Source organism: Flavonifractor porci, from assembly GCF_037572415.1.
In the GTDB taxonomy this organism is placed as follows: Bacteria; Bacillota; Clostridia; order Oscillospirales; family Oscillospiraceae; genus Flavonifractor; species Flavonifractor porci.
In genome coordinates, this window is sequence record NZ_JBBHLB010000004.1 from 196,654 (window position 1) to 210,867 (window position 14,214).

The window sequence follows — 14,214 nt, forward strand, 5'->3', positions numbered from 1 at the left end:
GGGGCCTTTTCTTTTTCAGCCATTTCCGCTATACTATACGGGATATCGACAAAGCGAGGGAACAATATGCTGTTATCGGCGGAACAACTGACCAAGACCTACGGGACCCGCAGTCTGCTGGACTCTGTCTCGTTTTATGTGGAGCCGGGGGACAAGGTGGGTATCATCGGCGTCAACGGATGCGGAAAATCCACCCTGCTGCGGCTGCTGGCCGGGGCGGAGGAGCCGGACGGAGGGACTGTCCGGCCTGACCCCAACGTGCGCCTGGCCTACCTGCCCCAGAACCCGGTATTTCCCGGGGAACATACCGTGCTGGAGCAGGTGCTGCTGGGGCTGGACGGGGACGACCGCACCCTGGCGGAGTATGAGGCCAAGACCATTCTGAATCAGCTGGGGGTGCCCCGGTTTGACCAGAAGGTGGGGGAGCTGTCCGGCGGGGAGCGCCGCCGGGTGGCCCTGGCGGCGGTGCTGGCCCGGCCCTGCGACGTGCTGCTGCTGGATGAGCCCACCAACCACCTGGATGACCGGATGGTGGGCTGGCTGGAGGACTTTCTGAGAAGCTGGAAGGGCGCCCTGGTGATGGTCACCCACGACCGGTATTTTCTGGAGCGCATTGTCACTAAAATGGTGGAGGTGGAGGGCGGCAGGCTCTACACCTATGAGGGCAACTATGACAAATATCTGGAGCGGAAGGCGGCTCGGATGGAGAGTGAAAAAGCCAGTGAGCGCAAGCGCCAGGCCATCCTCCGCCGGGAGTACCAGTGGGTGATGCAGGGCCCCACCGCCCGGGGCACCAAGAGCCGGGAGCGGCTGGAGCGGTACGAGGCCCTGAAGGCCCAGACCGGCCCCACGGAAAAAAGTACCTTGGAACTGTCCGCCCGTGCCAGCCGTCTAGGGAAAAAGACGGTGGAGCTTGCGGGGGTCACCAAGGCCTTCGGGGACCGGACCGTGGTCCGGGACTTTGACTGTATGCTGCTGCGGGATGACCGCATCGGTATTGTGGGCTCCAATGGCAGCGGCAAATCCACCCTGCTTAACCTGATGGCAGGGGCCCTGGCTCCCGATTCCGGCACCGTGGAGGTGGGCGAGACGGTCCGCTTTGGTTACTTCCGCCAGGAAGTGCCCGACATGAACGGGGATACCCGGGTCATTGATTATGTGAAGGAGATTGGCAACAACATTGAGACGGCAGAGGGAATGCTCACCGCCTCTCAGCTGCTGGAGCAGTTCCTTTTCCCGGTGGAGGTTCAGTGGTCCCCCATCTGCAAGCTGTCCGGCGGGGAGAAGCGGCGGCTCTATCTGCTCTCAGTGCTGGCCGCCGCTCCCAATGTGCTGCTGCTGGATGAGCCCACCAACGACCTGGATATTCAGACCCTGTCCATTCTGGAGGACTATCTGGACACCTTCCCCGGCGCAGTGATTGCAGTGTCCCACGACCGCTATTTCCTGGACCGGGTGGTGCGGCGGGTGTTTGCCGTGGAGGGGGACGGCTCTGTGCGGGCCTATCCCGGCGGTTATACCGAGTATCTTACTGCCCAGCGGGCGGAGGAGAAGGCAAAGGCGCCCAAGGTTTCTGCACCCGACAAGGGGAAGGAGCGCCCTGCCGCCCCCAAGAAGCTGAAGTTCAGCTACAAGGAGCAGCGGGAGTTTGAGACCATTGACGACGATATTGCCGCCCTGGAGGAGCAGATCGCCCAGGTCCAGGCGGAGCAGGCGGCCAAGGCTACCGACTATGTGGCCCTCCAGGAACTGCAGGAGAAGCAGACTGAGCTGGAGGCCGCCCTGGAGGAGAAGATGGAGCGCTGGGTCTACCTCAACGACCTGGCGGAGCGGATTGCCGCCCAGGAGAAGTAGCCCGCCGTCCTCAGAACCAAAGCAAGGAGAATCCCATGACAAAAGTATGGAAATTTGTGGTGGCTATTGTGCTGATCAGTGCCCTGGCATTGGCAGGCATGGCCATCCGCACCCAGACCAGCGCCGGGAAGAATGAAGTAAAGAATCCAGACCAATTCCGGGCGGTGTGGGTGAGCACGGTATACCGGCTGGACTATCCCAGCAAGGCCACCACCGACCCGGCGGTGCTGAAGGCGGACGCGGACAAGATCTTGCAGACCTGCGCCGATATGGGCATGACCGCCGTAATCTTACAGGTGAGGCCCTCCGCCGACGCCCTCTATCCCTCCAGTTACTATCCCTGGAGCGCCGATCTGACGGGCCGACAGGGTCAGGCCCCGGCAGACGGCTTTGATCCCTTGGCCTACTGGGTGGAGAAGGCCCATGAGATGGGGCTGGAACTTCACGCCTGGATCAACCCCTTCCGGGTGACCAAGGGAGGCCAGTCCGAGTATGACAGCCTGACCGCCGATCATCCCGCCAAGGTCCACCCGGACTGGGTGGTGGAGTACGACGGCAAGTTCTACTTCGACCCCGGCCTGCCCGAGGTGCGGGAGTATATCATCCAGAGCGCCGAGGAGCTCTCGCGCAATTACGACATCGACGGCATCCACATGGACGACTATTTCTATCCCGGCGCAAACTTTGACGACGCCGACACCTATGCCCAGTACGGCAGCGGCTTCTCCGACATTGGGGATTGGCGTCGGGACAATGTGAACCAGCTGGTGAAGGAGATGGGGGAGCGGCTTCATGCCATTGATCCCGATCTGTCTTACGGCATCAGCCCCTCCGGCGTATGGGCAGACAAGAGCAGCCAGTCCCAGGGCTCCAATACTACCGGCGGCTTTGAGAGCTACTACGCCTCCTACGCGGACAGCCGCAAGTGGGTGAAGGAGGAGTGGATCGACTACATCTGCCCCCAGGTCTACTGGTATATCGGCCATAAAAGTATGGATTATGAGACCATTGTGAAGTGGTGGGCGGATACGGTGAAGGGTACAGGAGTTTCCCTTTACATTGGCATGGCCGACTACCAGGCGGGCAACACCGATCCCAGCAGTCCCTGGTACGGGGTGGAGGCCATACGGCAGCAGCTGGAGCTCAACGAGACCATCACCCAAGTGGACGGTGAAGTCCATTTCCGGTATCAGTTTTTGGCGCAAAATGGGGAATTGCAGGAACTTTATAAGGAATTTTATGTGCCTCAGCCGGAGGCGGCTCTAAACACGGCGGACCATACGGCTTATGTGCAGGGCAGCAATGGAGCGTTCCACCCGGACAGTTCTCTGACCCGGGGAGAGGCAGTGACGATGCTGACCCGGCTGGCGGTAGATCGTAATGGAGAACCACTTTATAGTTATGAGGAGGGCACCGGCGGCTTTTCCGATGTGAGCCTGGGGGACTGGTACAGCTCCTACGTCCATTTCGCCCGGAAATACGGCATTGTCCAGGGCTATGCGGACGGAACCTTCCGCCCCACCCAGCCTGTCCGCCGGGCGGAGCTGGTGAAGATGGTGTGCGGCTTCTTTGCCGTCACCGGCGGCAGTCACAAATTTCCCGACGTGTCCGCCAGCTATTGGGCGGCCCGGGAGATCGCTTTCGCAGCCAGCCAGGGGTGGATATCCGGCGGTACCGACGGCACCTTCCAGCCGGGCCGCAACGTGACAAGAGCGGAGGCGGTAAAGATCCTCAACCGTGCCATGGATCGGCAAGCGGGAGAGCGGGAGACTCAGCTTCCCTTTCATGACGTGGCCCGGGAGCACTGGGCTTACCATGAGATCCTGGAGGCCTCTGTGACCCACGACTATAAGAAAAGCAGCCAGGGAGAAACCTGGCTGTAAAACAGGAAGAGGCTCCCGGCAGTGCCGGGAGCCTTTTGGGCAGTCAAAAGAAACTTTACAGTCTTTTACCAAAAGCTGATGGAAAGCGCAGAGACAGGGCAGTACAATGGGGGCAGTGGTCCAGGGCGGTACAGCCGAGCCGTCAAGGATCCATCCAGGCCGGGAGAAAGGGGTTTCCGCCATGCTTCCATGTCAGCAGAGCTGTTCCAGTTACTGTGAGGGCTGCCACAAGCATTGCCTGCGCTGGGCCGAGTTCCAGCGGCAGAAGAGCCGGGAGCGGCAGGCCAAGAAAGACTATCTGAAGTACTATAACGAGTTGTGCGGGGCGGTGGTCCGCCAGTTCAGCGCCATGGGCGCGGTCCGGTGACCGTTGGGCGGCGGGAGTTTCTCCCGCCGCCTTGCTTTTTTTCTGCGGAAGGTTATAATAAGGCGAGAGAATTTAGCGAAGAGAAAGGGAACGTTATGCTGCGATATAGATCGGATTACCATACCCACACCTATTTTTCGGGAGACAGTAAATCCACGTTGATGGAAAATGCCCGGGCGGCCCGAGCGGCCGGCGTGGCGGAGCTGTGCATCACCGAGCACTGGAACCTGCTGGACCAGCAGGGCAACCGCCTGCCCGCCAGCTATGACTTTGCGCCGGTGCTTCAGCAGTGGCGGCGGCTGCGTACCCGTCTGGCAGGCCAGGTGGAACTGCGGGTGGGCATTGAGGTGGGCAACAGTACAGTGGACACCGAGGCTGTGGATCTGGGACTGAAACTGCCCCAGCTGGATTTTGTGATCGGCTCTCTCCATTCCACCAGCCTGTCTTATGGGGGCATCGGCATCTACACAGCGGCCAAGGCCTGTACCAGCCGCCGGGAGGCGGAGGCCATCTTGGAGGACTATATTTGCCAGATGGAGGAACTGGCTGTAACAAACAGCTACGATGTACTGGGCCATATCATTTATCCCCTGCGCTATCTGCCGGCAGAGTACCAGCTGACGCTGGAACCATGGGAGGAGCGACTGGCCGCTTTGCTCCGGCAGGTCATTGACTCAGGACGGGGCATCGAATTTAACACCACCCAGGGCACCACGGTGGAGGAGTGGCAGTGGCTGCTGAAGCTCTATCGGGAGCTGGGCGGCGAGATCATCACTCTGGGCTCCGATGCCCACCAGGCCCGCTATATCGGAGCGGGCTTCCCCCAGGCGCTGGCCCTGCTGGAGGCCTGCGGCTTCCGGTGGGTAGCCACCTACCGCCGCCACACCCCCTGCTTCCACGCGCTCTGACCGGCGAGGGCAAAAAATGACAGGGCCGGGGCAAAGATATCGCTTTCCATCCTGGGCGGGGCAGGGTATACTTTTGGTATCCTGCAAATATTGTCCCTTGAGGGAAAGGGAGGAGTGCCGCCATGCTGATTCTGACCAGAGAAAATCTGCCGGCCTATTTGCGCGACCATGATCCGTCCTTCGCGGAGGAGGGCCCCTTGGAGATCCGTGTCATCGGTGAGCAGGGGGAGGATTCGGCGGGACTGATCAACGACATTTTCCAAGTCAGCACCCCCAGGCGGTCCATGATCGTCAAGCAGGGACAGGAGAACATCCGCTCTGCCCGGGAGTCCAGCTATCGTCTCCCTCCCTCCCGCAATCAGCTGGAAGCGGCCAGCCTGCGGCTGCGCCGGGCTATCGTGCCCCAGTATGTACCGGAGGTCTACTGGGTGGACCGGGAAAATAATGTGTTCGCCATGGAGGACGTGTCCTACCTCCACCCCTGCCGCAGCGGCTTGGCCCGGGGAGAGATTTTCCCGGAGCTGGGGCGAAACTGTGGTGCGTTCATGGCATCCATCGCCTTTTTTACCTCGGAATTTTATCTGTCCCGGGAGAAGTTCCGGGAGCTGGCCCAAACTTTTACCAACAGCGGTATGCGCAGGGTCATGGAGGAGTGGAGTATGCTCCACCGTTCGCCCTTTGCGCCCGCGGCCGAGACGATGTATATGCGGGCGGGGCTGGAGGAGCCGGCGGTACAGACGGAGACCTATCTGCTGCGCCACCGGTATATGAGCCACGCAGAGGCCCTCATTCACTCTGATCTCCACCCGGGCAATATCTTTATCGACGGTGACCGTATGAAGGTCATCGACATGGAGTATACCTTTGCCGGTCCCTGTGCCTATGATTTAGGCTACTTTATGGGTAACACGCTCAGTGTCTATGCCGCCTCCTTTTTCCACCCGCTCTCCGGTCCGGACGAGGAGGAGCGGTTCCGCCGCTACCTGCTGGATACCATAGAGCAGCTCTTCCGGTCCTATCGCCAGACCTTTGGGGCCTTGTGGGACGGATATGCCAAGGCGGAATACCGCCGGCATCAGGGATTCCGGGACCGCTTCCTGGACAGCCTGCTGGCAGATGCTGTGGGCTACGCTGCCCTGATTTCTCTGACCCTGGCCATTCACGGTTCTGATGTAGCCGAGTTAAAGATCATCAGTGACCCGGTGGCCCGGCATCACGCTATGCAGATGTACTACGCTACCGCCAAGAGTCTGCTGCTCACCAGAAATAGCCTCACCAGTGTGGCGGAGCTGGTGAGCCGCATCCAGACCTGTGCCAAACTCTACCTGACCCGTCAGCTGGGCATACGTCCTCCCGCTCTGCGCTGAGATAAAAACGTCCCCCGGATCCGAAGATCCGGGGGACGTTTTTGGTTTGTAAAATCAGGCCTCCAGGCCTACCAGGGCAGACTGAGCCAGCAAAGCAGATGCCAGAGGGAGGGCGCTGTCGTCAGTACGGTAGTGCTCGTTGTGCCAGCAGGGGTTGAACTGGCCGGGGAAGCCGGAACCCAGCCAGTAGAAGAAGGCGGGCACATCCCGCCCAAAGACGGCGAAGTCCTCGGAACCCATGTCGGGGGCGGGGGAGACTACATGATCCGCATCCACCAAAGCCAAGGCCGCCTTTCTGGCCAGAGCGGTCATGGAGTGGGAGTTGACGGTGGCGGGCACGCCGGGATGGAACTCCACTTCAGCGGTACAGCCGTAGGCGGCGGATACCCCAAGCGTCAGCTCGCGCAGCCGCTCCTCGGCGTGACGATGGGCGGCGGTGCCGTGGGCCCGGATGCTTCCCGTCATAGTGAGCACGTCGGGGACGAAATTGTCCGGGGTACCGGCGTGGATGGACAACACGGAGCACACCAGGCTTTCCAGGGGATCGGTGTTGCGGCTCACCACCGTTTGCAGGGCGTTGACCACCGCCGCACCGGCTACGATCACGTCGGTACATTTGTGGGGGGAGCCGCCGTGGCCGGAGATGCCGTGGAGGGTAATGACAAAGTGGCTCTTGCCCGACATCACCGGCCCTTCCATCACGGCGATCTGCCCGGCGGGCAGCTCGGGCCGGTTGTGCAGTCCGAAGAGACAGTCAGGCTTTGCAGGCAGCTTGTCCCACAGCCCATGGTCGATCATGGCCTGGGCCCCCTGGGTGACCTCCTCAGCGGGCTGGAAGAGAAAGACTACGTTGCCCGCCAGCTGGTCCCGGAGCTGGGCCAGCAGGCAGGCTGCACCGAATAGTCCCACGGTGTGGAAATCGTGGCCGCAGCCGTGCATCAGCCCGTCGCACTGGGACATGGCCCCGTCGTGAGCCGCCTCCTGCTGGGCGATGGCGTCGATGTCGGCCCGGAGGGCCACCGTCTTGCCGGGGCGTGCGCCCCGCAGCAGGGCTGCCACGCCGGTGTCCATGCCCAGGTCAATGAGTTCCAGACCCAAAGAAGTCAGCTTTTCTTTTAAAATTCCAGTGGTACGCACCTCCTGAAAGCTCAGTTCGGGGTGGCGGTGGAGGTCGTCCTTCATGGCCCGCAGCTGAGGCCCCATAGCCTTGGCCTGCTCCAACAGTGTCAAAGAAATCAGTTCCTTTCCGTTGTCTGTACTTTAAAACGGTAGTATAATCATCTATTATGTCTCCGCCGTATCCAGACGGCGGATCTGTAGGTTCCCTATAGGTATACCCCAAAACCATCCAAATTGCAAGAGAAGAGGTGACCGGCTACGCAAGCCCGGACCCAGAATGATTTTTCCAAGGGCAGCATGGCGCGCAATATCGTCTCCATGGCGGTACCTATGACGGTGGCCCAGCTCATCAACATCCTCTACAACGTGGTGGACCGGATGTACCTGGGCCGCCTGCCCGGACACCTGGCCCTGACGGGGCTGGGGCTGTGTCTGCCCATCATCTCCATCTTAATGGGTTTTGCCAATCTGTGCGGCATGGGCGGATCCCCGCTGTGTTCCATCTGTCAGGGCAGAGGAGAGAATGAGGAAGCGGAGCGGATCATGGGCAACTCCTTCTCCCTGCTGCTGCTGTTTGGCACGGCCCTCACTATTTTGACTCTTATTTTCCGCCGGCCAATTCTCTATCTGTTCGGAGCCAGCGACGTTACCTTTCCCTACGCCAACGACTACCTAACCATCTACATCCTGGGCACCCTCTTCGTCATGATCAGCCTGGGTATGAATCCCTTCATCAACGCCCAGGGCTTCAGCCGCATGGGTATGGTCACGGTGGCGGTGGGAGCGGTGGTCAACATCATATTGGACCCTGTCTTTATTTTACTGCTGAATATGGGAGTGCAGGGGGCTGCTCTGGCCACGGTGCTCTCTCAGGCCTGCTCGGCTGTGTGGGTACTGAGATTCCTCACTGGGAAAAAGGCCATCCTGAAGCTGAGACTGTCCGCCCTCCGGCTCAAGGCGGAGCGGGTCAGACGTATTTTAAGCCTGGGCACCTCCGGGTTTGTCATGTCCATGACCAACAGTCTGGCCCAGGTGTTGTGCAACGCCAGCCTGGAGGCCTACAGCGGCGATCTGTATGTAGGCGTCATGACGGTGATCAACTCCGTCCGGGAGATCATCACCATGCCGGTCCAGGGCATCACCAGCGGCTGTCAGCCGGTGCTGGGCTACAATTACGGGGCAGGCCAGTATGAGCGGGTACGCCAGGGCGTTCGGTTTACCACGGTGCTGACGGTGGGGTATTCGGTGGCAGTCTGGGTGTTAGTGATGCTGCTTCCCGAACCTCTGATCCGTATCTTCAACAAAGAGCCGGATCTCATTGCCGCCGGTATCCCCGCCTTCCGCATCTACTTCGCCATGTTCTTCTTTATGGCCTTCCAGTTTATCGGCCAGTCGGTCTTTGTGGGGCTGGGCCGGTCCAAAAGCGCCATCTTCTTTTCCTTGCTCCGCAAGGCCTTCATTGTGGCGCCCCTCACCCTGATCCTGCCTGCGGTGGGCTTTGGGGCAGACGGTGTGTTCCTGGCCGAGCCTATTTCCAATGTGCTGGGCGGTCTGGCCTGCATCCTCACCATGTATTTCACGGTCTACCGGCAGTTGGGTCGGGAAAAATTTTTGGGGCGTCGTTCAGACGCCCCAAAAATTTTTCCCTTCCTGGTGAGATTTTTTGCCCCTTTGGGGGATATTCCTGATGAAAGGCCTTTCAAACAAACCCACAGAAAGGGAGTAGTCATGACCGACGAGACATTTGAACAGGCGGCCCGGACCTATGGCGATATGCTCTACCGGGTGGCCTACCACGCCCTGCGGACCCGGGCGGACGCGGAGGATGTGGTGCAGACGGTGCTCCTCAAGCTCTACCAGCAGGACGCCTTTGAGAGTGAGGACCACCTGAAGCATTGGCTGCTGCGGGTGGCAGTCAATGAGAGCCGGAAGGTGATGCGTTCCTTCTGGCGCCGCCGGGCGGTGCCGCTGGAGGAGCGGGATGAGGCTCCCCCTCCGGCGGAGGACCGCCGGGAAGAGGTGTTTCAGGCGGTGATGGCGCTGGATGGGAAGTACCGCCTGACCATCTACCTCTATTACTACGAGGGCTGCTCCGTCAAGGAGACGGCGGCGGCCATGGGGGTCAATCCCTCCACCGTACAGACCTGGCTCCAGCGGGCCCGGGCCCGGCTGCGCCGGACGCTTTCCGAAGAAGAGGAGGGGAACGATGATGTTCGACCACAACGCATACCGTGAACGATGCTCGGAGCTTCACGTCTCCGAAGAAGCCTTACAGGAGGTTATTGAAATGGCAGAACAGAAGCAGAAAAAGCCAGTCCGCCGCCCGCTGCGGGTGGGATTGATCGCCGCCGTGGTAACTGTGGCTCTGATGGTGACCGTCAGCGCCGCCAACCCGGAGGCCCTGGAAGGCCTGCTGGCCACCATCCGCACATCTGCCTCGTTGGGAGATTACCGGGAAGAGATCGTGATGGATGATACCGGCGAGACCATCACCGCCCTGCGCCTGCCCGATACGGCAGTGGAGGAGAGAGACGGCCGCATCATTCTCATCGTGGATGGGGAGGAGACGGATATCACCGATGCCATGGAGCAGGACGGCAGCTACCTCTGGACCCGGGAGGACGAGGGGGCCAAGGTTTCCGTCCAGGTGACCCTGGATGAGGACGGCAAGCCTGTGGCTGTTTCCAATGTGACTCTGCCCGACGGCGCCGGACAGGATGCCAATATGGCTATGGTCACAGAGATCAGCGGAATGGAATAAGACGCAAAGGACCCGGACGGCGGCCGCCGTCCGGGTCCTGTATTATTGTCCTGCCAGGAAGGAACGGACCTCGTCCAACCGGGCTATGCCCTCGTCGTAGCCGTCCTGCCAAAGAGCCTGAATCTTGGCTACGTCCCGCTCGGTGCGGCTGAAGCCCTGAGTGTTGTGAGGGGCAAAGAGGAGCACCCGCCCCTCCTTTTCCAGTTGGAAAAGCTTTTCCCGGGACTCATTATAGGTATCTGCCCGGCGGCGCATGGTATCGCAGAACTTGGGATATTTTCGGTAAAAGCGGTCAATGATGGGCTGGAGCTTCTCCGGCTGACGCCGAAAGTCCCGCTCCCGGGTGAGTACCACAATGACCCGGTCACACCCCTTTTCAAAGGCACGGTCAAAGGGAATGGCATCGGCGGCGCCGCCGTCAAGGCAGGGCTTGCCGTCAATGTGGAAGATGGGGAAGAGAAGGGGCATGGCACAGGTGGCCTGGAGAATGGTAAATTTTTTGTCGCTCCGGTCCACCGGGAGATACTCTGCCTTGCCGGTATCCAGATTGGTGACTGCGGCCTCCACTTCGCCCGGAAAGGCGTTAAAGGTGTCATAGTCAAAGGGGATCAGCTTGTTGGGAATCTCCCCGAACACAAAGTTCAGACCGAAATAGGCCCGGTTGTCCCGGCGGAACAGATTGCCCATACCCATGTATCGTTTGTCGTTGACGTAGTTTACCATAATATCAAGATTGCGGCGGATCTGTCTGGACACATAGCTGACGCCATAAGCGATTCCGGCGGAGACTCCGATGACATAATCTGTCATAATATCGCCAGTGAGCAGGGCGTCGCACACGCCGGAGGAGAAGATGGTGCGGATGGCTCCGCCCTCCAGCACGATCCCGGTCTTCATGGACAACACATCCTTTCTTACATGGACAGTACATTTTTGCGGCACCAGGCCCGGCTGCGCCACCGCAGCAGGAAGAGCACCGCCCGCAGGCACTCGTCACAGGCCATGGCGATCCACAGCCCCGCCAGCCCCAGGCCCAGAGGCACGGCCAGCAGGAAACCGCCTACCACAGCGGTAAGCCAGGCACTGAAGATGCAGATGGTGATGGGAAAGCGGATATCGCCGCAGGCCTGGAGGGCCCGGCACATCACCATATTCACTGCCCGGCCCAGTTCCAGGGGGATCTCGATGATCATAATGAGGCGGAAAAGCTCCAGCACCTGAGGGTCCTGGGTGAACAGGCTTAACAGGGGCTGGCAGAACACCAGCAGCACCACTGCCACCAAAGCGGAGATGCTGATGGAGGCCAGCAGGGTGCGTTTGACCAGCCGCTCTACATCAGGGATACGGCCGGCTCCCATCAGATGGGCCACCATGACCTGGGCGGCCTGGGAGATGGCCGAGCCAAACATATAGGTGAGCATGGCGAACATATTGGCGTATACCCGGGTGTTGATCACAAAGATGGCAAACAGGTTGCAAATGGACTGGATGGCCACCTGGGACAGGTTATAGGAAATGGACTCTCCGCCGGCGGGGATGCCGATGCGGAGCAGCCGGCGCAGCTGATCCGTAGGGAAGGGGCGCAGCAGCTTGAAGGAGAGCACAGGCCCGAACTTCCGGCGGAACAGGACGGCAATGAGGATGACCCCTACCACCCGGGAGATGTCGCTGGACAGGGCGGCGCCCGCCACGCCCAGGGCAGGCAGGCCGAAGGCGCCGCCGATGAGCACCGCGTTGCCGCCGATGTTGAGCAGGTTCATGATCACCGCCACGATCATGCTCTCCTTCATCATCTGGTTGGAACGGAAGAAGGCGGTAAAGGTGAGGTAGACCGCCTGGAATACCATACCGCCGCCGATGATCCGCAGGTACAGGCAGCTGCGGTCCAGAATTTCCGCCGGCACCTGCATCAGGGTGAAGATGGGGCCGCACAGGACGATCAGCAGGGTGCCTACCGCCAGACCGAAGATGGCGTTGACCAGCAGGGAGAGGGTGTAGGTCTCGTTGACCCGCCGTTTGTCCTCCGCGCCCAGGTAGCGGGAGATGAGGATGGTGGAGGCGGTGGAAATAACGGAAAAGACCAGCAGGACCAGATTGGTGATCTGATTGGCGTTGCCGATGGCGCCCACGCCGTTGGGGTCAAAATGCCCCACCATGACCTGGTCGGCGTTACCGACCAGCATCTGGAGCAGTAATTCGATAAAGATGGGCCAGGTGAGGGAGAGGATGCCCGGCTCGCGCCGGCGGAGGACGGTAGCTTGTTCCATGGAGGGGCTTCCTTTCGATACAAAAATGGGAAATAGAAAGTACCGTGTTAGTATAATGCGTCCATTGGTGTACCTTAACGCACCAACGGAAATACGCATTGTACCAATGGCTGAATTTCATAAAACGGCCACTTCGAGCCGCTTCTATAAAATTGCGCGGCTACTGCCGTACGAATAAACCGCATCGCGGTTTATTCAGCAGACATTAGTATAGTGTCTCCATACCAAAATGCAAGGGGGAAAAACGCCGTCTTTTTCCCTTGTTTTGGGGAGTTCCTCCGTCTGTTTTTGTCAAAGTCAGATGAGGGCCAGGGTTTTCAGCGCATAGAGCCACAGGGTCAGGGTAAAGGCGCTGAAGCCGGTGGTGAGCATGACGGTGCTGGAGGTGAGGGTGCCCTCGTGGCCCATGTTGCGGGCCATAACGAAACAGCTGACGGTGGTGGGGCTGCCCAGCATGGTGAGGGCGGCCACTAGCTTGTCATCCCGGAAACCCATGGACACGGCAATGGGCAGGAAGATGCCCACAAAGACCACCAGCTTGAGGGCGGTGGCGGAGAGGGCTGGCTTGATACGGCTGATGGCCTCCTTCCGGTCAAAGGAGGCCCCCAGGGCCATGAGGCCCAGGGGAGTGCCGGTGGCGGAGATGCTGTTCACTGTTTTGGTGAGGATAGTAGGCTGGGGGATGCGCAGCAGGGTCCAGGCCAGGCCCGCGATGATGCCAAGGATGATGGGGTTGGTGATGATCCCTTTGGCTACTTTCTTCAGCGCGCCTTTGGACAGCCCCTTCTGACTGGGGCTGGTGAGGGAGAGTACTATCACCGCTGCTGCATTATAGAGGGGCACCGCGCCAATAATAATAAGACTGGCAGCCCCGGCGCTGCCGTAAAGGTTTTCCAGGAAGGCAGCTCCCAGCAGGGCAACGCTGCTGCGGTAGCCCACCTGGATAAATTCTCCTCGCAGCGGGGGCTCCTTCAGCATACGGCTGAGCAGGGCGGTGAGCAGGATGGAAGCCAGCGTGGCAAGAAAACAGAATGCCACAAAGGAGGTGTCCCACACCTGGAAAAAGTCGGAGCCGGTCAGGTCCTTGAACATCATAACGGGCAGACCTACTTTAAATACGTAACTGTTCAGCTTGTCGGCAAATGCCTGGCTGAAAAAGCCCATTTTGCGGAACGCTACGCCCAGCAGCATGAGCAAAAAGATAGGTGTGGTACCATTGAGACAATAAACCAAATTGTCCAGCATGACGATCTCCCTCCAGAAGCTGCATCTGCTTCATTATATCCCCTCTGTCAGATAGGTGCAAGATTACCACATGGTAAGTGGAATGGGTCAACCCGGCTGGCGCATAGGGATGCAAAAAAGGAGGGGTGCGCTATGGAGTGCCGGGGATCGGAACTGCGGGATAAGGAGATCATCAACATTACCGACGGCAGCCGGATCGGCTATGTAGGCGATGTGGTCATGGACCTGGAGGAGGGGAAAGTGAGTGCGTTGATTGTGCCTGGGAGGCTGCGCCTGTTCGGGCTGCTGGGGCGGGAACCAGACACTGTTTTTCCCTGGACGGCGGTGCGCCGCTTTGGTGCGGACACCATTTTAGTGGAGGGAACCCAGGTGAGACGGAGAGGCCGGCAGGAACAAACCTAATTTCGGGCGTTCTGCCATTGTTTTACCAGCTTTTCCGTGCT

The 14,214-nt window shown here is 59.8% G+C and carries 12 protein-coding genes; 8 read left to right on the forward strand and 4 right to left on the reverse strand.

The window, feature by feature from the left end; all coding sequences use genetic code 11:
- Positions 1–66 precede the first annotated feature (66 nt).
- The 5 genes from WHJ28_RS04945 (at position 67) to WHJ28_RS04965 (ending at position 6,379) form a co-directional block, all read left to right on the forward strand.
- Positions 67–1,854, forward strand: a complete 1,788-nt coding sequence (locus WHJ28_RS04945; protein WP_340040242.1) for an ABC-F family ATP-binding cassette domain-containing protein — start codon at positions 67–69, stop codon at positions 1,852–1,854.
- 35 nt (positions 1,855–1,889) lie between these two features.
- Positions 1,890–3,737: a family 10 glycosylhydrolase gene (locus WHJ28_RS04950; RefSeq protein ID WP_340040244.1), complete on the forward strand. Its 1,848-nt coding sequence runs from the start codon at positions 1,890–1,892 to the stop codon at positions 3,735–3,737.
- A 181-nt stretch (positions 3,738–3,918) separates the two neighbouring features.
- Positions 3,919–4,104 carry a hypothetical protein gene (locus WHJ28_RS04955; protein WP_209344799.1) on the forward strand — a complete coding sequence of 62 codons (186 nt, stop codon included), beginning with the start codon at positions 3,919–3,921 and terminating at the stop codon, positions 4,102–4,104.
- A gap of 95 nt (positions 4,105–4,199) precedes the next feature.
- The gene (locus WHJ28_RS04960) at positions 4,200–5,012 is read left to right on the forward strand and encodes a histidinol-phosphatase HisJ family protein (RefSeq protein WP_340040249.1); all 813 of its coding nucleotides are present in this window, start codon (positions 4,200–4,202) and stop codon (positions 5,010–5,012) included.
- A 122-nt stretch (positions 5,013–5,134) separates the two neighbouring features.
- Positions 5,135–6,379, forward strand: coding sequence for a phosphotransferase (locus WHJ28_RS04965; protein ID WP_340040251.1), 1,245 nt, complete (start codon positions 5,135–5,137; stop codon positions 6,377–6,379).
- Positions 6,380–6,433: 54 nt separating this feature from the next.
- Here the strand turns inward: WHJ28_RS04965 and WHJ28_RS04970 are convergent, their stop codons facing one another.
- The gene (locus WHJ28_RS04970; protein WP_340040253.1) at positions 6,434–7,609 is read right to left on the reverse strand and encodes a M20 metallopeptidase family protein; all 1,176 of its coding nucleotides are present in this window, start codon (positions 7,607–7,609) and stop codon (positions 6,434–6,436) included.
- Between the two features lie 186 nt (positions 7,610–7,795).
- Here WHJ28_RS04970 and WHJ28_RS04975 point away from each other — a divergent pair, with 186 nt between their 5' ends.
- A complete protein-coding gene (locus WHJ28_RS04975) occupies positions 7,796–9,733 on the forward strand; it encodes an MATE family efflux transporter (protein ID WP_340040255.1) in 1,938 nt (645 codons plus the stop codon).
- A 52-nt stretch (positions 9,734–9,785) separates the two neighbouring features.
- The gene (locus WHJ28_RS04980; RefSeq protein ID WP_340040257.1) at positions 9,786–10,259 is read left to right on the forward strand and encodes a hypothetical protein; all 474 of its coding nucleotides are present in this window, start codon (positions 9,786–9,788) and stop codon (positions 10,257–10,259) included.
- Between the two features lie 42 nt (positions 10,260–10,301).
- Here WHJ28_RS04980 and WHJ28_RS04985 read toward each other — a convergent pair whose 3' ends face one another.
- The 3 genes from WHJ28_RS04985 to WHJ28_RS04995 all read right to left on the reverse strand — a co-directional run bounded on the left by WHJ28_RS04985 (position 10,302) and on the right by WHJ28_RS04995 (position 13,771).
- Complete coding sequence (locus WHJ28_RS04985) at positions 10,302–11,156, reverse strand: patatin-like phospholipase family protein (protein ID WP_340040259.1); 855 nt, start codon at positions 11,154–11,156, stop codon at positions 10,302–10,304.
- A gap of 17 nt (positions 11,157–11,173) precedes the next feature.
- The gene (locus tag WHJ28_RS04990; protein ID WP_340040262.1) at positions 11,174–12,526 is read right to left on the reverse strand and encodes an MATE family efflux transporter; all 1,353 of its coding nucleotides are present in this window, start codon (positions 12,524–12,526) and stop codon (positions 11,174–11,176) included.
- 297 nt (positions 12,527–12,823) lie between these two features.
- The gene (locus WHJ28_RS04995; protein WP_340040264.1) at positions 12,824–13,771 is read right to left on the reverse strand and encodes an AEC family transporter; all 948 of its coding nucleotides are present in this window, start codon (positions 13,769–13,771) and stop codon (positions 12,824–12,826) included.
- A 132-nt stretch (positions 13,772–13,903) separates the two neighbouring features.
- Between WHJ28_RS04995 and WHJ28_RS05000 the strand changes: the two genes are divergently transcribed.
- A complete protein-coding gene (locus WHJ28_RS05000; protein WP_340040266.1) occupies positions 13,904–14,173 on the forward strand; it encodes a YlmC/YmxH family sporulation protein in 270 nt (89 codons plus the stop codon).
- Positions 14,174–14,214 lie beyond the last annotated feature (41 nt).